This is a genomic window from Neorhizobium fuzhouense, assembly GCF_042611105.1.
Taxonomy (GTDB): domain Bacteria; phylum Pseudomonadota; class Alphaproteobacteria; order Rhizobiales; family Rhizobiaceae; genus Neorhizobium; species Neorhizobium galegae_A.
The window spans coordinates 25,569-51,996 of the sequence record NZ_JBHFFP010000012.1; the positions used below are offsets into that span (position 1 = coordinate 25,569).

26 protein-coding genes are annotated in these 26,428 nt (G+C 62.1%); 12 read left to right on the plus strand and 14 right to left on the minus strand.

Translation table 11 applies throughout. From position 1 onward, the window contains the following. Position 1: 1 nt before the first annotated feature. The 3 genes from ACEXP3_RS19330 to ACEXP3_RS19340 all read right to left on the minus strand — a co-directional run bounded on the left by ACEXP3_RS19330 (position 2) and on the right by ACEXP3_RS19340 (position 3,567). Positions 2 to 946 carry a DMT family transporter gene (locus ACEXP3_RS19330; RefSeq protein ID WP_377298695.1) on the minus strand — a complete coding sequence of 315 codons (945 nt, stop codon included), beginning with the start codon at positions 944 to 946 and terminating at the stop codon, positions 2 to 4. Positions 947 to 1,034: 88 nt separating this feature from the next. Further along, positions 1,035 to 1,706, minus strand: coding sequence for a DsbA family oxidoreductase (locus tag ACEXP3_RS19335; protein ID WP_377298696.1), 672 nt, complete (start codon positions 1,704 to 1,706; stop codon positions 1,035 to 1,037). A 37-nt stretch (positions 1,707 to 1,743) separates the two neighbouring features. Further along, a complete protein-coding gene (locus ACEXP3_RS19340; protein WP_377298697.1) occupies positions 1,744 to 3,567 on the minus strand; it encodes an extracellular solute-binding protein in 1,824 nt (607 codons plus the stop codon). A gap of 265 nt (positions 3,568 to 3,832) precedes the next feature. Between ACEXP3_RS19340 and ACEXP3_RS19345 the strand changes: the two genes are divergently transcribed. After that, entirely contained in the window at positions 3,833 to 4,468 is a 636-nt protein-coding gene (locus ACEXP3_RS19345) for an invasion associated locus B family protein (protein WP_210105120.1), read from the plus strand. A 99-nt stretch (positions 4,469 to 4,567) separates the two neighbouring features. Here the strand turns inward: ACEXP3_RS19345 and hspQ are convergent, their stop codons facing one another. From hspQ to ACEXP3_RS19360, 3 genes are all read right to left on the minus strand, one after another. Beyond that, complete coding sequence (gene hspQ / locus ACEXP3_RS19350; RefSeq protein WP_210105119.1) at positions 4,568 to 4,897, minus strand: heat shock protein HspQ; 330 nt, start codon at positions 4,895 to 4,897, stop codon at positions 4,568 to 4,570. Between the two features lie 206 nt (positions 4,898 to 5,103). Further along, the gene (glnA, locus tag ACEXP3_RS19355) at positions 5,104 to 6,513 is read right to left on the minus strand and encodes a type I glutamate--ammonia ligase (protein ID WP_210105118.1); all 1,410 of its coding nucleotides are present in this window, start codon (positions 6,511 to 6,513) and stop codon (positions 5,104 to 5,106) included. 68 nt (positions 6,514 to 6,581) lie between these two features. Next, on the minus strand, positions 6,582 to 6,920 hold the full coding sequence (locus ACEXP3_RS19360) for a P-II family nitrogen regulator (protein WP_062554525.1): 339 nt from the start codon (positions 6,918 to 6,920) through the stop codon (positions 6,582 to 6,584). 328 nt (positions 6,921 to 7,248) lie between these two features. On the opposite strand from ACEXP3_RS19360, the gene ACEXP3_RS19365 reads away from it, so the two are divergent. Beyond that, on the plus strand, positions 7,249 to 8,742 hold the full coding sequence (locus ACEXP3_RS19365; RefSeq protein ID WP_377298698.1) for an NAD(P)H-hydrate dehydratase: 1,494 nt from the start codon (positions 7,249 to 7,251) through the stop codon (positions 8,740 to 8,742). 6 nt (positions 8,743 to 8,748) lie between these two features. Here ACEXP3_RS19365 and ACEXP3_RS19370 read toward each other — a convergent pair whose 3' ends face one another. Together ACEXP3_RS19370 and ACEXP3_RS19375 are read right to left on the minus strand one after the other, a co-directional pair. After that, a complete protein-coding gene (locus ACEXP3_RS19370; protein ID WP_377298699.1) occupies positions 8,749 to 9,285 on the minus strand; it encodes a GNAT family N-acetyltransferase in 537 nt (178 codons plus the stop codon). Beyond that, positions 9,285 to 10,091: a DUF72 domain-containing protein gene (locus ACEXP3_RS19375; RefSeq protein WP_377298700.1), complete on the minus strand. Its 807-nt coding sequence runs from the start codon at positions 10,089 to 10,091 to the stop codon at positions 9,285 to 9,287. Before ACEXP3_RS19375 ends, ACEXP3_RS19370 begins: the two co-directional genes overlap by 1 nt. A gap of 69 nt (positions 10,092 to 10,160) precedes the next feature. On the opposite strand from ACEXP3_RS19375, the gene ACEXP3_RS19380 reads away from it, so the two are divergent. After that, a complete protein-coding gene (locus ACEXP3_RS19380; protein ID WP_377298701.1) occupies positions 10,161 to 10,442 on the plus strand; it encodes a type II toxin-antitoxin system Phd/YefM family antitoxin in 282 nt (93 codons plus the stop codon). Then, on the plus strand, positions 10,439 to 10,825 hold the full coding sequence (locus tag ACEXP3_RS19385; RefSeq protein ID WP_377298702.1) for a type II toxin-antitoxin system VapC family toxin: 387 nt from the start codon (positions 10,439 to 10,441) through the stop codon (positions 10,823 to 10,825). The genes ACEXP3_RS19380 and ACEXP3_RS19385 overlap by 4 nt, the downstream gene beginning before the upstream one ends. 7 nt (positions 10,826 to 10,832) lie before the next feature. On the opposite strand, the gene uvrA is transcribed toward ACEXP3_RS19385, so the two are convergent. Beyond that, positions 10,833 to 13,754, minus strand: coding sequence for an excinuclease ABC subunit UvrA (gene uvrA / locus ACEXP3_RS19390; protein WP_377298703.1), 2,922 nt, complete (start codon positions 13,752 to 13,754; stop codon positions 10,833 to 10,835). A gap of 266 nt (positions 13,755 to 14,020) precedes the next feature. Between uvrA and ACEXP3_RS19395 the strand changes: the two genes are divergently transcribed. Next, positions 14,021 to 14,557, plus strand: coding sequence for a single-stranded DNA-binding protein (locus tag ACEXP3_RS19395; protein ID WP_210105112.1), 537 nt, complete (start codon positions 14,021 to 14,023; stop codon positions 14,555 to 14,557). A 26-nt stretch (positions 14,558 to 14,583) separates the two neighbouring features. On the opposite strand, the gene ACEXP3_RS19400 is transcribed toward ACEXP3_RS19395, so the two are convergent. Together ACEXP3_RS19400 and ACEXP3_RS19405 are read right to left on the minus strand one after the other, a co-directional pair. Then, the gene (locus ACEXP3_RS19400) at positions 14,584 to 15,759 is read right to left on the minus strand and encodes an HPP family protein (RefSeq protein ID WP_377298880.1); all 1,176 of its coding nucleotides are present in this window, start codon (positions 15,757 to 15,759) and stop codon (positions 14,584 to 14,586) included. A gap of 100 nt (positions 15,760 to 15,859) precedes the next feature. After that, positions 15,860 to 16,489, minus strand: coding sequence for a MarC family protein (locus tag ACEXP3_RS19405; protein WP_377298704.1), 630 nt, complete (start codon positions 16,487 to 16,489; stop codon positions 15,860 to 15,862). A gap of 207 nt (positions 16,490 to 16,696) precedes the next feature. Between ACEXP3_RS19405 and gyrA the strand changes: the two genes are divergently transcribed. Next, a complete protein-coding gene (gene gyrA, locus ACEXP3_RS19410; protein ID WP_377298705.1) occupies positions 16,697 to 19,546 on the plus strand; it encodes a DNA gyrase subunit A in 2,850 nt (949 codons plus the stop codon). A gap of 250 nt (positions 19,547 to 19,796) precedes the next feature. On the opposite strand, the gene ACEXP3_RS19415 is transcribed toward gyrA, so the two are convergent. Further along, complete coding sequence (locus ACEXP3_RS19415) at positions 19,797 to 19,931, minus strand: hypothetical protein (RefSeq protein ID WP_281067731.1); 135 nt, start codon at positions 19,929 to 19,931, stop codon at positions 19,797 to 19,799. A 27-nt stretch (positions 19,932 to 19,958) separates the two neighbouring features. Further along, entirely contained in the window at positions 19,959 to 20,138 is a 180-nt protein-coding gene (locus ACEXP3_RS19420) for a hypothetical protein (protein WP_210105254.1), read from the minus strand. Positions 20,139 to 20,530: 392 nt separating this feature from the next. Between ACEXP3_RS19420 and coaD the strand changes: the two genes are divergently transcribed. The 5 genes from coaD to tgt all read left to right on the plus strand — a co-directional run bounded on the left by coaD (position 20,531) and on the right by tgt (position 24,521). Further along, on the plus strand, positions 20,531 to 21,025 hold the full coding sequence (gene coaD / locus ACEXP3_RS19425) for a pantetheine-phosphate adenylyltransferase (protein WP_210105108.1): 495 nt from the start codon (positions 20,531 to 20,533) through the stop codon (positions 21,023 to 21,025). A gap of 29 nt (positions 21,026 to 21,054) precedes the next feature. Continuing rightward, positions 21,055 to 21,621: a peptidylprolyl isomerase gene (locus tag ACEXP3_RS19430; protein WP_210105107.1), complete on the plus strand. Its 567-nt coding sequence runs from the start codon at positions 21,055 to 21,057 to the stop codon at positions 21,619 to 21,621. Between the two features lie 32 nt (positions 21,622 to 21,653). Continuing rightward, complete coding sequence (locus ACEXP3_RS19435) at positions 21,654 to 22,169, plus strand: peptidylprolyl isomerase (protein ID WP_210105106.1); 516 nt, start codon at positions 21,654 to 21,656, stop codon at positions 22,167 to 22,169. Positions 22,170 to 22,308: 139 nt separating this feature from the next. Then, the gene (gene queA / locus ACEXP3_RS19440) at positions 22,309 to 23,400 is read left to right on the plus strand and encodes a tRNA preQ1(34) S-adenosylmethionine ribosyltransferase-isomerase QueA (protein WP_377298706.1); all 1,092 of its coding nucleotides are present in this window, start codon (positions 22,309 to 22,311) and stop codon (positions 23,398 to 23,400) included. After that, the gene (gene tgt, locus ACEXP3_RS19445; RefSeq protein ID WP_377298707.1) at positions 23,397 to 24,521 is read left to right on the plus strand and encodes a tRNA guanosine(34) transglycosylase Tgt; all 1,125 of its coding nucleotides are present in this window, start codon (positions 23,397 to 23,399) and stop codon (positions 24,519 to 24,521) included. The genes queA and tgt overlap by 4 nt, the downstream gene beginning before the upstream one ends. Positions 24,522 to 24,548: 27 nt before the next feature. Here the strand turns inward: tgt and ACEXP3_RS19450 are convergent, their stop codons facing one another. Next, positions 24,549 to 24,971: a DUF4864 domain-containing protein gene (locus ACEXP3_RS19450; RefSeq protein WP_377298708.1), complete on the minus strand. Its 423-nt coding sequence runs from the start codon at positions 24,969 to 24,971 to the stop codon at positions 24,549 to 24,551. A 224-nt stretch (positions 24,972 to 25,195) separates the two neighbouring features. On the opposite strand from ACEXP3_RS19450, the gene ACEXP3_RS19455 reads away from it, so the two are divergent. Further along, positions 25,196 to 26,416, plus strand: a complete 1,221-nt coding sequence (locus ACEXP3_RS19455) for an MFS transporter (protein ID WP_377298709.1) — start codon at positions 25,196 to 25,198, stop codon at positions 26,414 to 26,416. Positions 26,417 to 26,428: the final 12 nt, after the last annotated feature.

Here is a 26,428-nt window from a genome sequence, read left to right on the forward strand (position 1 = left end):
CTCAGCCGCGCGTGTCGCCCGATTCCGGCTTAACCGCAAGCGTCGCTTCGCTCTGACCGGCAACGGGCGGGGGAAGGGCGACACCGCGGGTGCGTTCGCGCGACAGGGTGAGCAGGCCCGAGCCGACGATAAGGGCGATGCCGACGCCCATCCAGAGATCCACGCCATCGCCGAAGATGAGGTAGCCGAGCAGGATCGCCCAGAGCATCTGGCTGTACTGGATGGGGGTGACGACGGCCGCCGGCGCGTAGAAGGAGGCAACCATCAGAAGCACGGTGCCGACGGCGGCGAGAAGGCCGAAGATGACGATCAGCAGGATGTCGTAGGCGCCGGGCATCATGAGGTTCGGCAGCATGGCGACCGCGCAGACGCTGACACCGCCGAGAAGGCCCGCGCCATACATCGAGATGTTCTTTTCGCTCGGTCCCAGATAGCGATAGATGATGACGGATATGGCTGCGGTAAAGCCGGAGGCGAGCGCTGTCAGATGCGCAAACGACAGCTCGCGAAAGCCGGGGCGCAGCACCACCAGAACCCCCAGAAAGCCGAGCGCCACGGCCGCCCAGCGTTTGGCGCCGACCTTGTCCTTCAAGAATATCACCGACATGATCGTGGCAAAGGACGGCAGCAGGAAGATCAGGCAAAAGGCTTCCGCCATCGACAGATGCGTGAAGGCGACAATGCTGCCGACGGTGCCGATGGCCGAGCAGAAGAAGCGCAGCAGCCAGAGCGGGCGGTTGGTGGTGCGCACCATGTCCGTCCAGCGGTCGCCGGATTTGAGAAGGAAGGGCACGGCCAGGACGCCGACCAGGGTTCCGATGAAGCCCGCCTGGAAGGGCGGTACGCGCCCCTCCACCAGTTTGATAGAGGCATCGCTGAAGGAGTAGGCGGCAAAGCAGGCAAAGGCGATCAGGACGCCCTTCAGGGTCGAATCGGAGGCGCGCACACAAAAAATCCCGGCAAGGTTCTTATCCTGCCGGGATAGGCCCGATGGACGGGCCCGTCAATCGCGCCTGGCAAAAGACGAGACTGTTTCAGTTCATGCCGGCGCGGGCCTCGGCTTTGGCCTTGGCAATCTCGCGAAAGGCGTTGGCCAGCACATCCGGCGTCTGGGCGCCGCTCACGGCATATTGCTGGTCGATGATGAAGAAGGGCACGCCGTTGACGCCCATTTTCTGCGCCGCCTCGATTTCCGCAATCACCGTATCCTTGTCGGCGTCGGAGGCGAGAAGCGGTGCAATGACGCTGCGATCGAGGCCGGCCTCCTCGGCAATGGCCAGCAGCACCGCATGGTCGCCGACATTTTTGCCCTCTTCGAAGTTGGCCTTGAACAGACGGTCGACCACCTTGTCCTGGATCTCGCGTCCCTCGATCATCGCCCAATGGATCAGCCGATGGGCGTCCAGCGTATTGGGGCCGATGCGGATCGCATCGAAATCAAAGGCAATGCCCACTTCGTGGCCAAGCCCGGTCAGCATCTCGTGCCCGCGCTTCACGGCCTCTGCGCCGCCGAGCTTTGCCTCGAGTGCGGCCTTCTGGTCGACGCCTTCAGCCGGATAATCGGGGTTGAGGCGATACGGGCGCCAGTTGATGTCGATGCCGACCTCGTCCTGCACCTCGGCGATCGCCAGTTCCAGTCGCGCCTTGCCGAGATAGCACCAGGGGCAGACCACGTCCGAAACGAGATCGATTGTCAGTTTTTCCATTGCAAGGGTCCTTCAAGCGGGCGAGGCGAGACCGGCGCTATTGCGCACGGACATCCCACCAGGTGGGCAGCTGGTAGCCATAGAGCGGCACCATATCGGGATGGGCAATGGTGCGCCAGCGCGCCACCCACTGCTCGGGGATGTGGTAGAGCGGCACCATGTAGAAGCCGGCCAGCAGCAGCCGGTCATAGGCACGCACGGCCGTGGTGAAATCCTCTTTCGAGCGGGCGTTCAGCATGGCCTGGATGACGCGGTCGACATCCTGATCGGCAAGGCCTGCAAAATTGAAACTGCCCTGCCGGTCCTTCGAATCGGACGCCCAGCGCCCGACCTGCTCGATGCCGGGCGACAGCGACGAGGGGTAGGACTTCATGATCACGTCGTAGTCGAAACTGCCCGAGCGGGCCTGGTACTGCGAATCATCGACGGTGCGGATCGAGGCTTCGACGCCGATCATCTTCAGCGTGCGCTGGAAGGCGATGGCGACCTTTTCCTGGTCGGCACTTTGCGTCATGATTTCGAAGGCAAGCGGACGCCCGCTGCCATCGACCATGCGGCCCTTGTCGATGGCGTAGCCGGCCTTTTTCAGCCGTTCCACCACCTGGCGCAGCACCTTGCGGTCGCCGCCGGAGCCATCTGTCTGCGGCAGCATGGATGTGCCGGCGAGAATATCGGCGGGTATCCGGTCCTTCGCCTGTCCAAGCAGCGCCAGTTCCTTGTCGTCGGCGGCATGGCCAAGCGAGGAAAGCTCGGAATTCTGCCAGTAGCTTTGCGTGCGGGTATAGGCGCCATCGAAGAGGTTGCGGTTGGCCCATTCGAAATCAAACGCAAGCGTCAGGGCGGCGCGCACATCCGGATTGTCGAACATCGGGCGGCGCAGGTTGAAGACGAAGCCAAGCATGCCGGTCGGCAGTTTCGGCGAAAAGACGTCCTTCACCACATCGCCGCTGCTGACCGCCGGAAAATCATAGGCGCGCGCCCAGTGGGTGGGGTTGCCCTCCAGATAGACGTTGATCGCGCCCTTCTTGAAGGCCTCGAACAGGCTGTTTTCCTGCAGGAAATATTCGACGGAAATCTGGTCGTAATTGTCAAAGCCCACCTTGGAGGGAATGTCCTTCCCCCAGTAGTTGGGCCGTCGCTCGTAGACAATCTTCTGCCCCGGCTGCACCGAGGCGATGCGGTAGGGGCCGGACGCCACCGGTGTCTTCAGCGTCGACTGGTCGAAACTGGCTACATCCACCGCGTGTTTGGGCAGGATCGGCGTGCCGGTTGCCAGGATGAGCGGAAACTCGCGGTCGGCCTTGCCATTGAAGGTAAAGCGCACGCCATGCTCGCCGACCCTTTCCATCTTCTCGATCGGCACCATGCGGGCGCTGAACGGGGTGCGTCCCTTGTCGCGCAGCACTTCGAGCGAGAACATCACATCCTCGGGCGTCACCGGTTCTCCGTCGGACCATTTGGCTTTCGGGTTGAGGTTGAACTGGATGAAGCTGCGCGCCTCGTCCGTCTCGACGCTTTCGGCCAGGAGTCCGTAGAGCGTAAACGGCTCGTCGGAGGAGCGCACCATCAGCGTCTCGTAGATCAGATTGCCGAAGATATTGTCCCAGATGCCGCGGGCTGTGGTGCGGATGCTTTTCAGGTTGAAAGGGTTCAGGCTGTCGAAGGTGCCGACCACGCCGTAGGCGATGCTGCCGCCCTTCTTCACATCTGGATTGACGTAAGGAAAATGCTGGAAACCGGGTGGCAGCGCCGGCTCGCCATGCATGGCAAGCCCGTGCTGGGGTGCAGCGCCTGCGGCGCCCGTGGCAAACGGGCCGGCCAGCACAAGGGTTGCCAGCGACAGGGTGATCAGACGGCGCATCCTATACCTCTCGGTCTTCTCGACGATTCGGGCTCAAACTAACGCATAGGCCGGACAAAGACCAATATAGCGGCCGGAAAGTTGGAGGGGAGCCAGCGAATTTCAAAACTAGTGCTGGATATCGCAGGCGCTGCGATGTAACAGATTCGCCCGAACACGCGGGTCATTCAATTGCCTCATTTAAACGACAGGTGGTGGACCATGACCCCGGCGCGGAGCGATGACAACTGCTCCAAAAAACCGCTTTCAGGAGACGGATTCTGGTATGATGCTTAAGGCAAACAAGGTTCTGCGGACGGCGATGTCCGCTTTGGCACTTTCCATCGGCGCACTTCCGGTCGCCGCTTTCGCGCAGAATGCTGCAGCACCGGCAGGCGCTCCGCCGCTCGGCTGGTTCAAGACGTGCGAAAAGCAGGACGACAGCGATGTCTGCGCCGTGCAGAACGTGCTTCTGTCGCAGAACGGACAGCTGATCACCGCCGTTGGCCTGATCACGGTCGAAGGCAAGGTCAACCGCAAGATCCTGCAGGTCTCGGTTCCCTCCGCCCGCCTCATCCAGCCGGGCGTGATGATGCAGATCGATGGCGGCAAGGGCCAGAAGCTCGATTACGTTCTTTGCATCCCCGACCGTTGCACGGCTGAAATTCCGCTGACGGATCCGATGATCGCCAGCCTGAAGAAGGGCAATGAGGTGGTCTTCACCTCGATCAATTTCCGCCGTGCGCCGAACCCGATCAAGGTTGCGCTGAACGGCTTCACCGGCGTCTTCGATGGTCCGGCTATCTCGCAGTCGCAGCTCGCCGAAAGCCAGCGCAGCCTGCAGGAAGGCATGCAGAAGAAGGCGGAAGAAGCCCGCAAGAAGCTGGAAGACGCGCAGAACGCTGCCAAGGCCGGCAACTGATACGACGGACCTGACGGTCGTCGACTGAATTCCAAACGACGCTGCGGCCACCGCAGCGTCGTTTTTTAATGGCCCTATCGCGCGACAGGAACGTGTCGGTCAGTGGGCCAGGATGGCTTTAGGGCGCAACTGCCCGGACGGGGCGCGGTCGAAAATCTGCGACACATGCGGATTGCGCAGGGGCTCCCCGCTCTCATCGTGGATGAGGTTCTGTTCCGACACATAGGCGACATAGGCCGTTTCGTCGTTTTCCGCGAGCAGGTGGTAAAACGGCTGGTCCTTGTGGGGACGGATTTCGGCCGGGATCGAGTTCCACCATTCCTCGGTGTTGGCAAATTCGGGATCGACATCAAACACGATGCCGCGGAACGGAAACACCTTGTGGCGAACCACTTCACCAATCGTAAACTTTGCGCTTCTCTGTTTCATGATGCGAACGTCCTTTCGCATGACATGTGGTCATTCATCAAACTGACATCAAGAGGGCGCAGGCACCAGCACATTTGAGGTTTTGAGGCGGGAAATACCGTCTTTTTTGTGCGCCGCGGCAAAAAGCGCGTGTGGCATGTGCCCACGAAAAAACCGGCAGGCGATGCCTGCCGGTTCCAAGTCTTGGCGTCTGCCGCAAGCGGCGATCAGATCGAGTAATACATGTCGAATTCGACCGGATGCGGGGTCATTTCGAAACGCATGACTTCCTGCATCTTCAGTTCGATATAGGCATCGATCTGGTCGTCATCGAACACGCCGCCGGCGGTCAGGAATTTGCGATCCTTGTCGAGGCTGTCGAGCGCTTCGCGCAGGCTGGCGCACACGGTCGGGATCTTCTTCAACTCCTTCGGCGGCAGGTCGTAGAGATCCTTGTCCATGGCCTTGCCCGGATGGATCTTGTTCTTGATGCCGTCGAGGCCGGCCATCAGCATGGCAGCAAAGCCGAGATAGGGGTTCTGCGCGGGATCGGGGAAGCGCACTTCGACGCGCTTGGCCTTCGGGCCGGAGCCGAACGGAATGCGGCAGGAGGCCGAACGGTTGCGGGCCGAATAGGCGAGCAGAACCGGGGCTTCGTAGCCTGGAACCAGACGCTTGTAGGAGTTGGTCGTCGGGTTGGTGAAGGCGTTGATGGCCTTGGCATGCTTGATGATGCCGCCGATGTAGTAGAGGCAGGTTTCCGACAGGCCGGCATATTCGTCGCCGGCAAAGGTCGGCTTGCCGTCCTTCCAGATCGACTGGTGCACGTGCATGCCCGAGCCGTTGTCGCCATAGATCGGCTTCGGCATGAAGGTGGCCGTCTTGCCATAGGCGTTTGCGACCTGATGCACGACATATTTGTAGATCTGCATCTTGTCTGCATTGCGCACCAGCGTGTCGAACTTCACGCCGAGCTCGTGCTGGGCAGACGCCACTTCGTGGTGATGCTTTTCAACGACCACGCCCATTTCGGCGAGAACCGTCAGCATTTCCGAGCGCATGTCCTGCAGGCTGTCGACCGGCGGAACCGGGAAATAGCCGCCCTTGACGCGCGGCCGGTGGCCGAGGTTGCCGGTCTCGTAATCGGTGTCGTCGTTCGACGGCAGTTCCGACGAATCCAGCTTGAAGCCGGTGTTGTACGGGTCTGCCTTGTACTTGACGTCGTCGAAGACGAAGAATTCCGGCTCAGGACCGACGAAGACCGTGTCGCCGATACCGGATGCCTTGAGATAGGCTTCGGCCTTCTTGGCGGTGCCGCGCGGATCGCGGTTGTAGGCTTCGCCCGAGACCGGGTCGAGAATGTCGCACATGACGACCATGGTCGACTGGGCGAAGAACGGGTCCATGTGAACCGTTGCCGGATCCGGCATCAGCACCATGTCGGACTCGTTGATGGCCTTCCAGCCGCCGATGGACGAGCCGTCGAACATGACGCCATCGGCGAACATGTCTTCGTCAACCGCCGCAACATCCATCGTGACGTGCTGCAGCTTGCCCTTGGGGTCGGTGAAGCGCAGATCGACGAACTTGACGTCGTTCTCCTTGATCTGTTTCATGATGTCGCTTGCGGTCGTCATGGTCTCTCCCTTGGATTATGAAATAGTGGCTCTATCCGGTTCTTTGAAGCCGGATTTGTGGCGCAGGATCAGATGGCGTCCACCCCGGTTTCACCGGTCCGGATACGCACGACTTCTTCCACGTTGGATACGAATATCTTGCCGTCGCCGATGCGTCCAGTCTGGGCCGCATTGCGGATAGCGTCGATCACGGCATCGACGTTTTCGTCGGCCAGAACGACTTCGACCTTCACCTTCGGCAGGAAGTCCACGACGTATTCCGCGCCGCGGTAAAGCTCCGTATGTCCCTTCTGGCGTCCGAAGCCCTTGGCTTCCGTCACCGTGATACCCTGCAGTCCGACCTCCTGAAGCGCTTCCTTAACTTCGTCGAGTTTGAAAGGCTTGATGATCGCTTCGATCTTTTTCATGAGAAAATATCTCTCCGCTTCTCCCTTGGGAGCAGGCCATTGCCCGCTCGCCCTTGTTGATGCAGGTATCGTGCCAAACTAGGACGAGTTTGGCAGAAATCCTCTGCCGGCTGCCAAGCCATTGCAGCTTGGCTGGCATGCACATGGCAGGCTATGGTTTCGCGATGCCTGTGGCAAGACCTGTGTGGAAACTTCCCATGGCGCTTTTGACCCGTTGAGCAAACCGCGACATCGTGGTGGCGTATAAATGTTCAAATGCCTGAAAATAAGGCATTTATTGCCAGAAATTCGGGGTTGCGTTTTCGGCTGCCTGCGCTTGAATGGTGGCATGGTTCCATTTGCATCAATTCTGCTCACCCCGGACGAAATGGCACGAGCGGATGCGGCAGCCGCAGCGTCCGGCATCCCCTCCTTTGATCTGATGGAAAGGGCCGGGCAGGCGGTGGCGGCGAGCGCACTTCGCGCCTATCCGGGCGCGCGCCGCTTTGCGGTCCTCTGCGGTCCCGGCAACAATGGCGGCGATGGTTATGTCGCCGCGCGGGGCCTCAGCGAGGCTGGCGCCGAGGTCGTCGTCCACGCGCTTTCTGATCCGTCAGGGCTGAAGGAAGATGCGCGACGCGCCTTCGATTTTTGCCCCATCCCCACGGCCGCGCTTGCGACATACCGGCCGCAGGCCGGCGATGTGGTGATCGACGCCCTGTTCGGGGCCGGTCTGTCGCGCGAGGTTCCGGAAGAGGTGGCCCGATTGATCGGCACCGTAGCGGAGGCGGGATGTCCGGTCCTTGCCGTCGATCTGCCGTCTGGCCTGTGCGGGGCGCGTGGTCTGGTGCTGGGGGCGGCCTTTCAGGCTGCGCGGACGGTGACGTTCATGACCCGCAAGCCGGGCCATCTGCTGATGCCGGGGCGCGATCTCTGCGGCGAGATCGAGGTTTTCGACATCGGCATCCCACGTCGCATCATTCGGGCGGTGTCCGGCAGGCTTGCGGTGAACGGCCCGGGGATCTGGAGCGAGGACTTGCCGCGTCTCAGTGCTGTCACGCACAAATACACGCGCGGGCATCTCGCCGTCTTCAGCGGTGGCCCCTCCCATACCGGCGCTGCCCGCCTGTCGGCGGCTGCGGGCCTCAGCGCCGGCGCCGGCCTGGTGACAGTTGCCGCACCGCAGGCGGCGATGTCCGTGCAGGCCAGCGCGCTGACGGCGGTGATGCTGCGCGCCGTGGATACGGTCGAAGAACTCCGCCAGTGGTGCGACAGCGCAAAAATCTCCGCCTTCGTGCTGGGCCCGGGGTTCGGCGTCGGCGAGCGCGCCCGGGAATTTGCCCGCGCCGTGGCCCGCTATCCGCTGGTCGCGGATGCCGATGCGATTACCTCCTTCGCCAGCCATCCTCAGGAACTGTTCGACCTGTTTCGGCAGGGACAGACACGCCTTGTGCTGACACCGCATGAGGGCGAATTCGGCAGGCTCTTCCCGGATCTTGGCGCCGACGGGCGGCGCGGCAAGGTGGAGCGGGCTCTGGCGGCGGCGGAACGCGCCGGCGGTGTCATCGTCTACAAGGGGGCGGACACGGTGATTGCAGCGCCGGACGGTCGCGTGCTGATCAACGATACGGCGCCGCCCTGGCTTGCGACGGCCGGCTCCGGCGACGTTCTCGCCGGTATCATCGGAGCGCTTCTGGCGCAGGGCGTTCCCGCCTTCCAAGCGGCAGCGGCCGGCGTCTGGCTGCACGGCCGGGCCGCTGCGGAACTCGGTCCGGGCATGACGGCGGAAACCCTGCTGGAACGGGTGCGGCCGCTGGATGGCCCGCCGCCTCTTTGTCCCTGATCCGTCTCAGGAAAAATCAAGGAGCATGGCAACCCGACGCAGTGGATCAAGACCCATGCGCACCTCCCGGGCCACAATCTTTCCCAGGTGATCCGGACAGTCTTTTGCTTCGACAATGACAAAGCCGAAGCGCCGGTAGAAAGGCGCATTGAACGGCACCCAGCGATCCGTCGTCAGCGAAGCGCCGCGCAGGGGACGGACCTTTGCCGCCTCAAGCAGCGCCTCCAGCAATCGCGTGCCAAGACCCAGGCGCTGCCAGTCGGGATGGACATCCATTTCCGCCACATGCAGCCGATCGTGCAGAACCAGCCCACCGGCAAAGGCAACCGGTCTTTCGGCATCAAAGGCCGCCAGCAAAAAGCCTGAGTCGCAATAGGCTTGCAGATCGTCCTTGGCGCTCACCACCGGTTCGCCCGCTACCCCGCCCGCAGCCGCGAGCGATGCGAAGGCTGCTCTTTCAATCGCCTGCAGATCGGCAAAGTTCGATGGACCTGCTTGCGCAATCCAAATGCGGGCGGCGCGGCCGGCCAACCCGTCCACCATCACTGCGCCACAGCCTTCTGCAGCAGACGGGCGCCGTTCGGCGCATTCACCTTACCGCCGGAGATGAAGAAGGCAAAGACGTCGCGCGGTTTTGCAGGCACCTGCCGGTCCGGCGCATGGAGCGCCAGATCATCGGGCACCTTGCCCTCTGCATAGGTTTTCACCCGCTTTGCCCAGAGATCGATGTCTTTCGGCGGGTAGCAGCTTTGCATGTCGTCCGTTCCCTTCTGCAGGCGGGCATAGACGAAGTCGGCCGTTACATCGGCAAACATCGGATAGTCGGCATGATCGGCACAGACGGCAGCCACCTGATATTTCGACAGGAGCGCCACGCATTCCGGCGTGCAGAAACTCTCATGGCGCGGCTCCACCACATGGCGAAGCGGCAGGCTATCCAGCGTTTTCGGAAGCTGCTGCAGAAAGGCTTCGAAATCTTCCGGCTCGAATTTTTTCGTGCCCATGAACTGCCAGAGAATGGGGCCAAGATGGGGCCCGAGTTCGGCAATGCCCTGCTGCAGGAATTTTTCGATGGACGGACCCGCCTCCGCCAGCACCTTGCGATTGGTGCAATAGCGGCTGGCCTTCAGCGAAAACACAAAATTCTCCGGCACCTCCGCCGCCCATTTGGCGAATGTCGCCGGCTTCTGGCTGGAATAATAGGTGCCGTTCACCTCGATCGCGGTCAGCTCGCGACTGGCAAATTCCAGCTGGCGCTTCTTGGCAAGCTTTTCCGGATAGAACGTGCCCTCCCAGGGATCGAAGGTCCAGCCGCCGATGCCGGTGCGGATGATGCCGGATTGGGTCATGCCAAGCTCCCATTGAGACGCAGAGGTGAAAGGATTAGATTGAGGGCCAGACGAGCGCGAGGACTGCCCATGACCGTGATCCGCATTGCAAAGTCCGATACCGAATTGTCCAAGCTAATAGACCGAGTCGAGGCCGGCGAAGAGATCGTGCTGGCCCGTGACGACGCGCCTGTGGCAAGGTTGGTGCGGCTCGCGGAAAGCGAGGACAAGGCTGTCGGATTTCGCAGGCCCGGTGCTCTTGCGCATCTTCGCGACAAAATACCGGCGGACCTGTTTCTGGAACCGATGTCCGAGGACGAGCTGGCGGCCTGGGAGGGTGAATACTCCCACCCTGCAGATAACGGAAAATGAAGCTGCTGCTCGACACCCACGCTCTGGTGTGGTGGCTGTTTGATGATCCTCGCCTTGGACGCGATGCCAGAACCCTGATCACCGCTCGTGAGAACGAGATTATGGTGAGCACAATTTCCGCATTCGAAATTGCGACCAAGCATCGCCTTGGCAAATGGCCGGAGGTCGCTACCATTGTTTCGGATTTTGAAACGCTCGTGGCTGCGGAGCGGTTTTCGCTGCTTCCCGTCGATCATGTTCACGCCCTTCGCGCAGGACAGCTTACCTCTGGCCACAAGGACCCCTTTGACCGGCTCCTTGCGGCGCAAAGCCTGACAGAGGACGCGCCGCTCGTCACCATCGACGCAGCCTTTAGCACCTTTCCCGTTCGCACCCTCTGGTGACGGCGGATCACTCCGCCGCCTCGATTTTCTGAACGGGCCGGCGCTCCAGGAGATCCTTGAGGAACTGGCCCGTATAGGAGCGCTTTTCCTTCACGATGGCTTCCGGCGTCCCAGTTGCCACCACTTCACCGCCGCCGGTTCCGCCTTCCGGGCCGATATCGATGACCCAGTCGGCCGTCTTGATGACTTCGAGATTGTGCTCGATGACGACAACTGAATTGCCCTGGTTGACGAGCTCATGCAGCATTTCCAGGAGCTTTGCCACGTCGTGGAAGTGAAGCCCCGTCGTCGGTTCGTCGAGGATGTAGAGCGTGCGGCCGGTCGAGCGTTTCGACAGTTCCTTGGCAAGCTTCACGCGCTGCGCCTCGCCGCCCGAGAGCGTATTGGCCTGCTGGCCGACCTTGATATAGCCGAGCCCGACATCAAACAGCGCCTGCAGCTTGTCACGCACGGCCGGCACTGCCGAGAAGAAGTCGACGCCTTCCTCGACCGTCATGTCGAGCACGTCGGCGATCGACTTGCCCTTGAAGGTGACATCGAGCGTCTCGCGATTGTAGCGCTTGCCATGGCAGACGTCGCAGGTGACATAGACGTCCGGCAGGAAGTGCATCTCGATCTTGATCACGCCATCGCCCTGGCAGGCTTCGCAGCGGCCTCCCTTGACGTTGAACGAGAAACGGCCGGGCTGGTAGCCGCGAGCCTTCGCTTCCGGCAGGCCGGAAAACCAGTCGCGGATTGGCGTGAAAGCGCCGGTATAGGTGGCCGGGTTGGAGCGTGGTGTGCGCCCGATCGGCGACTGGTCGATATCGATCACCTTGTCGATGAATTCGAAGCCGTCGATGCGGTCGTGGTCGGCCGGAATTTCCCGGGCACCCATGACGCGCCGCGCCGCCGCCTTGTAGAGCGTCTCGATGAGGAAGGTCGATTTTCCGCCGCCGGACACGCCGGTGACGGCCGTGAAAAGCCCAAGCGGCACCGCCGCCGTGACATTTTTCAGGTTGTTGCCCCGGGCGCCGACCACCTTGATCTCGCGACCCTTCTTCGGCTTGCGCCGCTCAGCCGGCACGGGAACGCCGAGCTCGCCGGACAGATATTTGCCCGTCAGCGATTTCGGATGCGCCATCACCTCCTGCGGCGTGCCGGCGGCAATCACCTCGCCACCATGGATGCCGGCCGCCGGACCGATATCGACGACATAATCGGCCGTCAGGATCGCATCCTCGTCATGCTCGACCACCAGCACCGTATTGCCGATGTCGCGCAGGTGTTTCAGCGTGTCGAGAAGACGGGCATTGTCGCGCTGGTGCAGGCCGATCGAGGGCTCGTCCAGCACGTAGAGCACGCCGGTCAGACCCGAGCCGATCTGCGAGGCAAGCCGGATGCGCTGGCTTTCGCCGCCAGACAGCGTGCCGGAATTGCGCGAGAGGCTGAGATAATCGAGCCCGACGTCGTTGAGGAACCGCAGGCGTTCGCGGATCTCCTTGAGAATACGCACGGCAATCTCGTTCTGCTTGGACGTCAGACGCTCCGGCAGGTCCTCGAACCAGTCACGCGCCACCTTGATCGACATCTGCGTGACTTCGCCGATGTGCAGCTTGTCGATCTTCACCGCAAGCGCTTCCGGCTTCAGGCGAAAGCCGTTGCAGGCCGGGCAGGGGGCGGCCGACATGTAGCGCTCGATCTCCTCGCGCGCCCAGGCACTGTCGGTTTCCTTCCAGCGGCGCTCGAGATTCGGCACGATGCCTTCGAAATTCTTCGTCGTCTTGTAGGCGCGGGCGCCATCGATATAGTGAAATTCGATTTTTTCGTCGGTGCCATGCAGGATGGCGCTCTGCGCCTCCTTCGACAGCTTTGCCCAGCGGTCGGACAGCTTGAAGCCATAGACCTTGCCGAGGCCCTCGAGCGTCTGGTTGTAATAGGGCGAGGAGGATTTGGCCCAGGGCGCAATCGCGCCGTCCTTCAGCGTGCGCTCCGGCTCCGGCACGATGAGTGCCTCATCCACCTTCTGCTGCGAGCCCAGACCATCGCAGGTCGGGCAGGCGCCAAACGGGTTGTTGAAGGAAAACAGCCGCGGCTCGATTTCCGGAATGGTGAAGCCGGAAACGGGGCAGGCGAACTTTTCCGAAAACAGCACCCGCTCATGGGTTTCGTTGAGCGATTTGTTGGCCGAACCGCCCGCGGACGTTTCTTCCGGCGGCAGCGGCTTGTCGGCAAATTCGGCGATCGCCAGTCCGTCGGCCAATCGCAGGCATGTCTCCAAACTGTCGGCGAGACGCGCGCCGATATCGGAGCGCACCACGACGCGGTCGACCACCACGTCGATATCGTGCTTGTATTTCTTGTCGAGCGTCGGGGCTTCGGCGATCTCGTAAAAGGTGCCATCCACCTTTACGCGCTGAAAACCCTTCTTCATCAGGTCGGCAAGTTCCTTCTTGTACTCGCCCTTGCGGCCGCGCACGAGTGGCGCGAGAATGTAGAGACGGGTGCCTTCCTCGAAGGCGAGAACCCGGTCCACCATCTGGCTCACCGTCTGGCTTTCGATCGGAAGGCCGGTGGCGGGCGAATAGGGCACGCCGACGCGCGCAAACAGAAGGCGCATATAGTCGTAGATTTCGGTGACGGTGCCGACCGTCGACCGCGGGTTTTTCGACGTCGTCTTCTGCTCGATGGAAATGGCTGGCGACAGGCCGTCGATCTGGTCGACATCCGGTTTCTGCATCATTTCCAGGAACTGGCGCGCATAGGCCGACAGGCTCTCGACATAGCGCCGCTGGCCTTCCGCATAAATGGTGTCGAAGGCCAGGGATGATTTTCCCGATCCGGACAGGCCGGTCATCACGATCAGGCTGTTGCGGGGCAGGTCGAGATCGATGCCCTTGAGATTGTGCTCGCGGGCGCCGCGAATGGAAATCGTCTTGAGTTCGCTCATCGTGAAAAAGGCTCTGTGGGAGGACAAGTCCCTTATCTAGTGATCCATCGGCCGGTGTCGAGGCGAAAGGCGTTGCCGAGTGGCTTTTCGATTCGTGCTACGCATCCGGACGTTGACAGGATCATAGCGGAATACTAGAACAAAGAAAGAACAAATTTGCTTGTGGATTACCGATCTCCAAAACCCATTCGCCGCCGGCAATGGGGTAGAGTGGGAAAGGTTTTTAAAATTCGCGTGCCGCATGCGGCAGCAGACAAGGTGAAAAAATGGCTGGCAGCGTCAACAAGGTAATTTTGATCGGCAATCTCGGTGCCGACCCGGAAATCCGTCGGACGCAGGACGGCCGGCCGATTGCCAACCTGCGCATTGCAACGTCTGAAACCTGGCGCGACCGCAACAGCGGCGAGCGCAAGGAAAAAACCGAATGGCACAGCGTGGTGATCTTCAACGAAGGTCTCTGCAAGGTTGCCGAGCAATACCTGAAGAAGGGTGCAACGGTTTATATCGAAGGCCAGCTTCAGACCCGCAAGTGGCAGGACCAGACCGGCAATGACCGCTATTCGACCGAAATCGTGCTGCAGGGTTTTAACTCCACGCTGACCATGCTGGGCGGCCGGGGTGAAGGTGGCGGGCAGGGCGCTGGCTTTGGTGGCGGCCGTTCTGGCGGCCAGCCCGCTGGCGGTGGTGATTTCGGTGGCGGCTACGGCGACGATTACGACCGTGCTCCCGCAAGCTCCGGCCGCGGTGGCCAGTCCTCCGGCGGCGGTTTCGCGCGCGATCTGGACGACGATATCCCATTCTGATCGATCCGTTCTATCCGCGAACAAATTTACGCAACGGCCGGTGGAGGAGGGCTTCCGCCGGCCGTTTTGTCCTCCAGCATGGCCACCAGTGCATCGGATTGCGAGATGATGCCCGCAAGCCGGTTTCCGCCCCGCACGACGGGCAGATGGTGCAGGCCGCCTTCGGCAAAGGCGATAATGGCGTCGGCGATCGGCATATCGGCGCTGACCGTGCGCACGGGGGTGGTCATGATGTCCTTGACGGTATCGTTTGGCGCTGAAGCGCCCGCCAGCATCAGGCGAAGGCGCTGTCTGATGGCAATGCGCGGACGCCCCGCCACCCAGCGCGGCTTATGCAGGAAATCGCTCTGCGTGACGATACCGACAACCCTGGCCTGCTCGTCGGTGACGGGCAGAGCGTGGAACCGGTGGCGGCGCATCAGGGCATAGGCTTCCTGGAGGCTGGTATCGGGCGCCACCGCCACGACATCGCGCGACATGACGCTGCCGCAATCGGCATGCTGGGCGCGCCGGCGGTAGGAGCGCAGTTCCGTGCGCCGCAGGATGGTTTCCAGATCGCCCCGGTCGATATCCAGAAACCGGTCATAATCCTTCAGCACCTCATCAAGATCTTCCGCGAGAAAGCCGATGCGCGCCAGTGGCGCGGGATCTTCCGTTGCATGAGCCTGGGGCGAGGTCTGGGGGCGGTGTGGGTAGAGGCCGCCGGTCAGGAGATGATAGGCGAGCGCGGATAGGAGAAGCAGCAGCGAACTGCCGAGGACGGGCCATAGCACGAAGCCGAAACCGAGGTTTTGTATGGCGCCGCCGCCGATCACGGCCGTCAGCGCCATGGCCCCGCCCGGTGGATGCAGGCAGCGACAGGCCGACATCACCGCGATCGCAAGGCTGACGGCAAGTGCTGCGGCCATAACCGGGTCTGGCACGAGAAGGCAGGCGATGACCCCCATCAGCGCGGACAGTCCGTTTCCACCGATCACGGACCATGGCTGCGCCAGCGGGCTGGAGGGAGCGGCAAACAGGAGCACTGCCGAGGCCCCCATCGGCGCAATCAGCATGGGCGCCATCAAGCCCTGGCTGAGCGCAAAGGCACCGCCGAGCCCCGTGATCGCGATCCCGACAAGAGCGCCGAGTGAAGCGCGGATCCGCTCCTTGAGACTCAAGGGTGGCTGCGATGGCAGGAAGCGCTGCAGATAAGCGGTTATTCTCATCGTATATGCCTGGAAGAGTTGTAGATGGCGTCGACAGCCGACGCAGATGAGCGCCCGATCGATCGGCGCGCGGATGAAGGCCGGACCTGGTTCGTCAGAGGGCAAAGGCCGATTTGACGCCATCCACGACAAACTGTGCCGAGAGCGCGGCCAGAAGCACGCCGAGCAGACGGGTAAGAACCGCGCGGCCAGACACGCCTAGATATCGGTCCAGCCGGTCGGCAATCATCAGCGCGATGAGAACGGTCGCCATGGCCATCGCCAGCATCAGGATGAGAACGGCACGGTCGAGCGGTTGGGCAAAGGAGCCGGCAAGCAGGACGGTCGCGGAAATGGCGCCCGGTCCGGCGATCAGCGGCAGGGCGAGCGGAAAGACGGCGATGTTCTGGATATGGTCGATGGTGATGGCCGTCTTGGAGGTTTCTTCCTTGCGGTCGTTGCGCTTCTGGAAAATCATCTCGAAGGCGATCCAGAACAACAGCATGCCGCCAGAAATGCGGAAGGCACCCATCGAAATGCCGAGCAGCGACAGGATGCCGGCGCCGAAGACGGCAAACACCGCCAGAATAAAGAAGGCGATCAGCGAGCCGCGCCAGGCGACCTGACGCCGCTGCGCCCGCGTCAGGCCGGCGGTGAGGCCAAGGAAGATCGGCGCCAGCCCCGGCGGATCGAGCGTGACCAGCAGCGTCGTAAACGCGCTCATGATGGTATCTGCGCTCGCCATCCGTCTTCCCCCTCACGCCGCTTGCGGCGGCCCATTAACATTGTTAGGACAGTTGCGCGGGCGAGGAAAGTTCCAGATGCGCGGTCTTTCGTGCATCTGCCCCGCAAACGTCGCAAAAGCCTGTTCAAAACCTGCCGGTAAATTGGCGTTGAACCGGCCTTTCGGCTATACAGAACCAACTGATTCCGAACAGAGATCGTATCCGATTTGACTGAGCAGAGCACCCCCGGCGGCGGAAAGCTGCCTCCCGGCATCGAACCTATTTCCATCATGGAGGAGATGCAGCGGTCCTATCTCGATTACGCCATGAGCGTGATCGTGAGCCGCGCGCTGCCCGATGTGCGTGACGGTTTGAAGCCGGTTCATCGACGCATCCTTTACGGGATGAATGAACTCGGCCTGGACTGGAACAAGAAATACGTCAAGTCGGCGCGCGTGACCGGTGACGTGATGGGTAAATACCATCCGCACGGCGATTCCGCCATCTATGACGCCTTGGCCCGCATGGCGCAGGACTGGTCGCTGCGCATGCCGCTGATCGACGGTCAGGGCAATTTCGGCTCGATTGACGGCGATCCGCCGGCCGCCCAGCGTTATACGGAATGCCGCCTGCAGAAGGTGGCCCATGCGCTGCTCGACGATCTCGACAAGGAAACGGTCGATTTCCGCGACAACTACGACGGCACCATGTCGGAGCCCGTCGTCGTGCCGGCAAAGTTCCCCAATCTGCTCGTCAACGGGGCCGGCGGCATCGCCGTCGGCATGGCGACGAACATTCCGCCGCACAATCTGTCCGAGGTGATCGACGGCGTCATCGCCATCATCGACAATCCGGCTATCGAGCTGCCGGAGCTGATGCAGATCATTCCCGGCCCCGACTTTCCGACCGGCGCGCTGATCCTCGGTCGTTCCGGCATCAAGGCCGCCTACGAGACTGGCCGCGGCTCGGTCATCATGCGCGGGCGCGCCCGCGTCGAGCCGATGCGCGGCGACCGCGAGCAGATCATCATCGACGAGGTTCCCTACCAGGTGAACAAGGCGACGATGATCGAAAAGATCGCCGAACTGGTACGCGAAAAGCGCGTCGAAGGCATTTCGGATCTGCGCGACGAAAGCGACCGCCAGGGCTACCGCGTCGTCATCGAGCTGAAGCGCGACGCCAATGCCGATGTGATCCTCAACCAGCTTTACCGCTATACCCCGCTGCAGACCTCTTTCGGCTGCAACATGGTGGCGTTGAACGGCGGCAAGCCGGAACAGCTGACGCTGATCGACATGCTGCGGGCCTTCGCCGTCTTCCGCGAGGAAGTGGTTAGCCGGCGAACCAAGTATCTTCTGCGCAAGGCGCGCGACCGTGCGCATGTCTTGGTCGGCCTTGCAATTTCGGTTGCCAATATCGACGAGATCATCAGCCTGATCCGCCGCGCACCCGATCCGCAGACGGCGCGCGAGCAATTGATGACGCGCCGCTGGCCGGCCATGGATGTCGAGGCCCTGATCCGCCTCATCGACGATCCGCGTCACCGCATCAACGAGGACGGCACGTATAATCTGTCCGAAGAGCAGGCGCGCGCTATTCTCGAACTGCGCCTGGCACGCCTTACCGCGCTTGGCCGCGATGAAATCAGCGACGAATTGAACAAGATCGGCGCCGAAATCAGCGATTATCTCGATATCCTGTCGTCGCGCCTGCGCATCCAGACCATCGTCAAGGACGAGCTGATCGCCGTGCGCGACGAGTTCGGTACGCCGCGCCGCACCGTCATCATGGATGGCGGGCCGGACATGGACGACGAGGACCTGATCGCCCGCGAGGACATGGTCGTGACCGTGTCACATCTCGGCTATATCAAGCGCGTGCCGCTCACCACCTATCGCGCCCAGCGCCGCGGCGGCAAGGGTCGCTCGGGCATGGCAACCCGGGATACGGATTTCGTTACCCGGCTATTTGTCGCCAATACCCATACGCCGGTTCTGTTCTTTTCCTCGCGCGGCATCGTCTACAAGGAAAAGGTCTGGCGCCTGCCGGTCGGCACGCCGCAATCGCGCGGCAAGGCGCTCATCAACATGCTGCCGCTGGAAGCCGGCGAACGCATCACCACGATCATGCCGCTGCCGGAGGATGAAAAGAGCTGGGAGAACCTCGACGTGATGTTCTCCACGACGCGCGGAACCGTGCGCCGCAACAAGCTGTCGGACTTCATCCAGGTGAACCGCAACGGCAAGATCGCCATGAAGCTCGAAGAGGATGGCGATGAAATCCTCTCCGTCGAGACCTGCAATGGGGCAGGCGCTGCCGACAACGATGCCGGCGACGACGTGCTGCTGACGACCGCGCTTGGCCAGGCCATCCGCTTCCCGGTCGATGAAGTGCGCGTCTTTGCCGGCCGCAATTCCATCGGCGTGCGCGGCATTACGCTGGCGCCCGGCGACCGCATCATCTCGATGACCATCGTCGGCCATGTAGATGCCGAACCGTGGGAGCGGGCCGCCTATCTCAAGCGGTCGGCTGCCGAACGTCGTGCCAGCGGTGTCGATGAAGACGATATCGCGCTGGTCGGCGAAGAGGTCGGCGAAGTCGGCGAACTGAAGGAAGAGCGCTATCAGGAACTGAAGGCGCGCGAGCAGTTCGTGCTGACGATCTCGGAAAAGGGCATCGGCAAGCGCTCCTCCACCTACGACTTCCGCACCTCCGGCCGCGGCGGCAAGGGCATCCGCGCCACCGATACGTCGAAGACGGCGGAAATCGGCGAACTGGTCGCCGCCTTCCCGGTCGAGGGCAAGGACCAGATCATGCTCGTCTCCGACGGCGGCCAGCTGATCCGCGTGCCCGTCGACGGCATCCGCATCGCCAGCCGCGCCACCAAGGGCGTCACCATCTTCTCCACCGCCAAGGATGAGAAGGTCGTGTCTGTCGAGCGCATCAGCGAGCCGGAAGGCGACGAGGAGGCCGCAGGCCTGCCGGAAGAGGTCCTGGCCGAGACCGGTGACCTTGGGGCAACTGCACCGTCAGAAGACGGGGCATCCGGCGACGGCGATGAGGGGCAGGCCGAATAGGCTTTCTTCTCCGTACGAAATCCTGAAGGCTGGGCGACGGATCGCCCAGCCTTTTTGTTGACCTGACGGCGAGGGATGGGCGGACTGATCGGTGACTACTTCGCGGAAAAAACGCCATGAAAAAAGCCAGGGCTTTCGCCGCTGGCTTTTTTCAAGACCGGGATTACCGGTCGGTCAGTCCTGGGAGCAGGTCTTCATTGAAGGATGGGTGGCTGTCGCCGCCTTCCCATCCGGTCGGCCAGCGCCTTTGTCAGAAGGCGCTGTGGCGTCGGGCAAAATCGCGCAGGTTGGCACGTTCGCGCTTTAATTCCGTCACGGTGGAAGTCACAGTTGCCACAAACATGGTGCTGATCAGACCAGCAAGAACGATCAATGTGACGTACATATGCATTCCTTCCTTGACGGATGAAACTCAGTAGTACGGCTGCTCCATATAGCTGCCCGTCATCTGAGTATAGTGGACTTCGTTGACGTTGGATTTTCCCTGGTAGAGCGTGACCGTTGCAGTCATCATGACTGCAATGACTGCCGTCCACACCACATTGATCATCGTGATCGTATCCGGCATGGCAGTCTTTCTCTTGGCAAACATTTCCAACTTCCTTTTCGTTGACCAGAACGTACAATACGCTCATGGGTTCCACCCGATTTTGGCGGAACCTTACCGAGTGGCCTCTGAAGCCTGCCTGAAGACGCCGTTCATCTGGCGTTCAGGAATCGTTAAGGTTCAGCCCCGGCTGGCGTTGATCGAAAGGGCTTCAACCGCAGCGGGCGGAAGCATCTTGCCGGTCATCAGGCTCGCCAGCCTTGATTTCATTCATCTTCGTGACACACGAGGGTGTCGCGTCGTTTCGATGATGACAGTTAATCATGGATCGCCTGAAACGGCCTTGAACGCTGCGTTCATCTGTCGTTCATCGGGCTCACCGCTTGCGAACCGGCGGCTTCCATGACACAAGGCGTCAAATTGCCAGGCGAGGTGCAATGCGGACAGCCTTCTATCCGGGATCTTTCGACCCCATGACGAACGGTCATCTGGATGTTCTCATCCAGGCGCTCAATGTTGCCGATGCGGTGACGGTGGCGATCGGCGTGCATCCCGGCAAGGTCCCGATGTTCAGTTTCGACGAGAGAGCGGATCTGATCCGCCAGTCCTTGTCCCACGCCCTGCCGGAACGGGCAGGGCAGTTGACGGTCGTTTCCTTCGACGGACTGGTGGTGGAGGCGGCGCGCCAAGCGGGCGCAAAACTTCTGATCCGTGGCCTCAGGGACGGCAGCGATCTAGACTACGAAATGCAGATGGCGGGCATGAACGCTGCCATGGCGCCGGATATCCAGACGGTGTTTCTGCCGGCCGGCACGGCCTCGCGGCCCATTACGGCCACATTGGTTCGCCAAATCGCGGCCATGGGCGGCGACGTGAAGGCCTTCGTGCCGGCTCCCGTCCTCGATGCCCTTTCCAGGAAGCTCAAGCGCTGAGGCGCCCAGTCCAACACGGAGTTCACCCGATGAAACTTCTCACCCTTGCCTTTGCCGGCGCCATGGCGGTCGCGTCCTTCGCATCGACGGCGCTTGCGGCCGCCGACGATTTCCTGACCATCCAGCTGAAGAGCGGACCGGTTGTCGTGCAGCTGATGCCGGAGGTTGCGCCCAAGCATGTGGCGCAGATCAAGAAGCTCGCGGCCGAAGGCAAGTACAACAATGTCGCCTTCCACCGCGTCATCGACGGCTTCATGGCCCAGACCGGCGACGTGCAGTTCGGCAATATGGAAAAGGGCTTTGATGCCCGCCGCGCTGGTACCGGCCAGTCTGACCTGCCGAATATTCCGGCCGAGTTTTCCAAGGTTCCGTTCGAGCGCGGCACTGTCGGCATGGCCCGTTCGCAGGATCCCAATTCCGCCAATTCGCAGTTCTTCATCATGTTCGACCAGGGCTCGTTCCTGAACGGGCAGTATACCGTCGTCGGCAAGGTCGTGTCGGGCATGGAAAATGTCGACAAGATCAAGCGCGGCCAGGGCGGCAATGGGGAAGTTTCAAGCCCCGACCGGATGATCAAGGTCACCGTCGGAAAATAAAGGGCGCGACGCCCGTCAAGAAGGAGAGAATCATGGCCGAGATCAAGGATCCGGAAAACACCATCATCCTGGAAACCACCAAGGGCCAGGTCGTCATCGCGCTGATGCCGGACCTCGCACCCGGTCACGTGGCCCGCATCAAGGAACTGGCCCGCGAAGGCGCGTATGACGGCGTCGTCTTCCACCGCGTCATCCCCGATTTCATGGCGCAGACCGGCGATGTGAAGTTCGGCAAGAAGGGCGGCGAAAGCTTCAACCCGGCCCGCGCCGGCATGGGCGGTTCCGACAAGCCGGACCTGAAGGCCGAATTCTCTGCCGTTCCGCACGTTCGCGGCACCTGCTCCATGGCCCGTTCGCAGAGCCCGAACTCGGCCAACTCGCAGTTCTTCATCTGCTTCACCGATGCGCCGTGGCTGAACAAGCAGTATTCCGTCTGGGGCCAGGTCATCGAGGGCATGGATGTCATCGACCAGGTCAAGAAGGGCGAGCCCGTCACCGACCCGGATTCGATCATCTCGATGAAGGTTGCGGCCGACATCGCAGCCTGATCCGGCGATCGCACGCATCATCGGGCGCTCCGGCTCTGCCGGGGCGCTTTTCTTTTGCCGCATCTGGCAGTATCAGCGGCGCAAGCCCGCAAAGGCCAGAGGATATCAGCACGACAGCCAGGAGCATTCGGTTCAGACCATGCGCGTAGACCTGTTCGATTTCGACCTGCCGGAGGAAAACATTGCGCTGAGGCCGGCAAGCCCGCGCGATAGCGCCCGCCTGCTCGTCGTCCAGCCGGACGGGGCGGCGATGCTTCAGGATCACGTGGTGCGCGACTTGCCATCCTTCCTGCGCCCCGGCGATGCGCTGGTGTTCAACGATACCAAGGTCATTCCGGCGCAGCTGGAAGGTGTCCGCTCGCGCGAGGGCGCGCCGGATCTGCATGTTTCGGCAACGCTGCACATGCGCGTGGCGCCCGATGCCTGGAAGGCCTTTGCCAAGCCCGGCAAGCGGTTGAAGATTGGCGATCGCATCCGCTTCGGCCATTCCGGCGAAACCTGTGCGCTCGGCACGCTGGATGCCGTGCTGGAGGAAAAGGGCGAGGGCGGCGAGGTTCTGCTGCGCTTTGATCTTTCCGGCCCGGCGCTCGATGAGGCGATCATGGCCGTCGGGCACATTCCGCTGCCGCCTTACATTGCTGCCAAGCGTCCGGAAGACGAGCAGGACAGCCGCGATTACCAGACGATCTATGCCCGCGAGGAGGGCGCCGTTGCTGCGCCCACCGCCGGCCTGCATTTCACGCCCGACCTCTTTGCAGCGCTCGATTCTGCCGGCATCGAACGTCACTTCGTGACGCTTCATGTCGGCGCCGGCACCTTCCTGCCGGTCAAGGCGGACGACACGACCGAACACAAGATGCATTCCGAGATCGGATATGTGTCGGCTGCCACCGCCGCGGCGCTGAATGCGGTCAGAGCCCGGGGAGGGCGGATTGTCTCGGTCGGAACCACCTCGCTGCGGCTCCTCGAAAGTGCGGCAGACGCCGATGGCACGCTGAAGGCCTGGTCCGGCGCGACCGATATCTTCATCACGCCCGGCTATCGTTTTCGGGCCGTCGATGTGCTGATGACCAATTTTCACCTGCCGCGCTCGACGCTCTTCATGCTGGTGTCGGCCTTTGCCGGCTTCGACACGATGACGCGCGCCTATGCCCATGCCATTTCCACGGGCTATCGCTTCTATTCCTATGGCGATTCCAGCCTGCTTTTCCGGAAGACCGACACCCCATGACCAGCGAAAACTTCCAGTTCACCCTGAAGGCCACCGACGGCAATGCGCGTCTGGGCGAGATCTCCATGCCGCGCGGCACCATCCGGACGCCAGCCTTCATGCCGGTTGGCACCGTCGGCACGGTGAAGGCCATGTATCTCGATCAGGTGCGGGAAGGCGGGGCCGACATCATCCTTGGCAATACCTACCACCTGATGCTGCGCCCGGGTCCTGAGCGAGTCGCACGGCTTGGCGGCCTGCACGAACTGATCCGCTGGCCGGAACCGATCCTCACGGACAGCGGCGGTTTTCAGGTCATGTCGCTGTCCGGCCTTCGCAAGCTTGACGAGAAGGGCGTCACCTTCAAGAGCCATATCGATGGCAGCACGCACCACATGTCGCCGGAGCGCTCGATCGAGATCCAGGGCCTGCTCGATTCGGACATCCAGATGCAGCTTGACGAATGCGTGGCGCTGCCGGCGGAGCCCAAGGAGATCGAGCGGGCGATGGAGCTTTCGCTGCGCTGGGCCGAACGCTGCCGCGTGGCCTTTGGCGAACAGCCCGGCAAGGCGATGTTCGGCATCGTGCAGGGCGGCGACCAGCCGAACCTTCGTATCCGTTCCGCCGAGGGGCTGAAACAGCTGGATCTGAAGGGCTATGCCGTCGGCGGCCTTGCCGTCGGCGAGCCGCAGGCGGTCATGCTCGACATGCTGGGCATCACGCTGCCGGTGCTGCCCACCAGCAAGCCACGCTACCTGATGGGCGTCGGCACGCCGGACGATATCATCAAGTCCGTCGCCAAGGGAATCGACATGTTCGACTGCGTGATGCCGACCCGTTCCGGCCGTCATGGTCTGGCTTTCACCCGCAAGGGCAAGGTCAATATCCGCAATGCCAAGCATGCCGAAGACATGCGCCCGCTCGACGAACAGTCGAGCTGCCCGGCAACGCGCGATTATTCGCGCGCCTACCTGCACCATCTCGTGCGCTCCAACGAGGCGCTGGGCGGCATGCTTTTGTCGTGGAACAACCTCTCCTACTATCAGGAACTGATGCAGGGCATCCGCGCGGCAATCGCGCAGGGACGCTATGAGGATTTCATGGCCGAGACGCAGGAAGCCTGGGCTCGCGGCGACGACTGACGGTGAAGGCGTGCGCCAGGCAAGCCGTCAGATGCCTGTGCTGGTGGTGTTTTTGATCAGTCGCACGCCGTTGACCCGGTAATCTCCGTCGTCCTGCCGGCGCATCTCGTAGACGCAGGTCCAGTCGCTGCCCTCTCCGTCGATCATCACTTCCTGATAGACGATGGCGCCGTCCTCTACGCTTCTCGCCCGTCCGAAGGCATAGCGCCCCGCCTTGCGCAGGGGCGCGTAGCTGCGGCTGACCATGGCGCTGAACCGCGCCTGATCCGGAAAGAGGCTGCGGATGCCGGGTGCTGCCAGCGCATAGGCTGTCGCATCGTCGCCGTGCGTCAGCGCATCGATCTGGCGGGCGATCACGGCGCGGGCGGTGTCGAGTGTCTCTTCGGCCCTCGACGGCACGGCGCCGATGAGCGTCAGAAGCAAAAGGCCAAGCACGGTTCGAAGCTTCATGATGCACTCCCTTGCGTGATGGGAATTCGTGGCAAGACGACCCTGTGTACGGCAGCAAGCTTGCGCCGACCGGAGATTGCCGCAGCCGCCACTGTTTCCCTGTGGTCACTACGGCGCAAATAGCGTCGCCGATCACAGCGACATGGTCTGCCGCGTCTTGTTGATTGGCAAGAGCGGTGCCAGAGGTGATCACCTCACCCCCGCCGTTCCGGATAAATTCCCCGATGCCCATTCTTGCGCCGCCCGCGCTGCTGTTCTTTTGCAATGCGCTTCTCTTCGTTTCCCTCTTCACCCGTCTTCCCGCCATTCAGCAGGGGCTCGGCGTCGACAAGGCGGTGCTCGGCATGGCGCTGCTCGGCGCACCGGTTGGTACATTTTTGGCGCTGCCGATTGCCGGGCGGGTGACGGCGGCGCTGACCCCGCGGGTGGCAGCACCGCTGATGCTGACGATTGCCGGCCTGATGACGCCGCTCCTGACCATCGTGCCGGTCTGGGGCTTTTTTCTCGGCTTCCTGCTCTTTGGCTTCTTCCGCACCATTCATGATGTCTCCGCCAACATGATTTCGACCGGGATCGAACAGCGCACCGGCCGCAAGGTCCTGTCGCGCAGCCACGGCTTCTGGTCGGTCGGATTGCTGGCCGGCTCGCTGGTCTCGGGCTTCCTTGCCGCGCGCGACGTGAGCCCGTTCGTGCATCAGTCGGGAGCGGCCCTCTTTGTGCTTGTCTCCAGCCTCGTCGTCTGGAAGATCGCGCCCGTCGAGCCGCGCGCCGTTCGGCGCCCATCCGGCCGACGCCCGGTCTTCGTGCTGCCGGACCGGATCATCGTCCTCATCTGCATCATGGTGTTCGGCATCGGCATCAGCGAAGGGGCGATCTATGACTGGGGCATTTTCTACCTGCGCGAAGTGCTGCACGCGGATGCGGCAACGGCCGGTGTGCTCTATGCGGGGTTCACCGTCGGCATGGGCGCCACCCGCATGGTGGGCGACGTGCTGCGTGAAAAGTTCAGGCCCTTGACGCTGGTGCGCGGCTCCGCCGCCTGTGTTGCGATCGGTCTTGTGGCCCTTCTGTCCACCGGCGGGCTGCCGCTTGCGGCAGCAGCACTTTTCCTCATCGGCTGCGGTGTTGCTCTCGGCTTTCCGCTGGCGGTGGCAACGACGGTGGATCTTGGCCGTGGCCAGACTGCCGACAATCTTGCAGCGCTTTCGCTGACGCTTCTCCTCTCCAGCATCGGCGTGCCGCCCCTTCTCGGCTTTGTTGCAGAACATGTCGGCCTTGCGGCGAGTTTTGCCTTGCTCTTGCCCTTCCTCTGCGTCAGCGTGATCATGGCGCCCGTGGCAGAAGGCCGCGTGCCGCGTTTCCTGTCGGGCTTTGTCAAGGTTGCCAGGACTGGGGAAAATCCCGATCCGGCCGCCGTTTCGCCACAAGATGCCGCGAGGGGTTGAGGCTTGCACTGC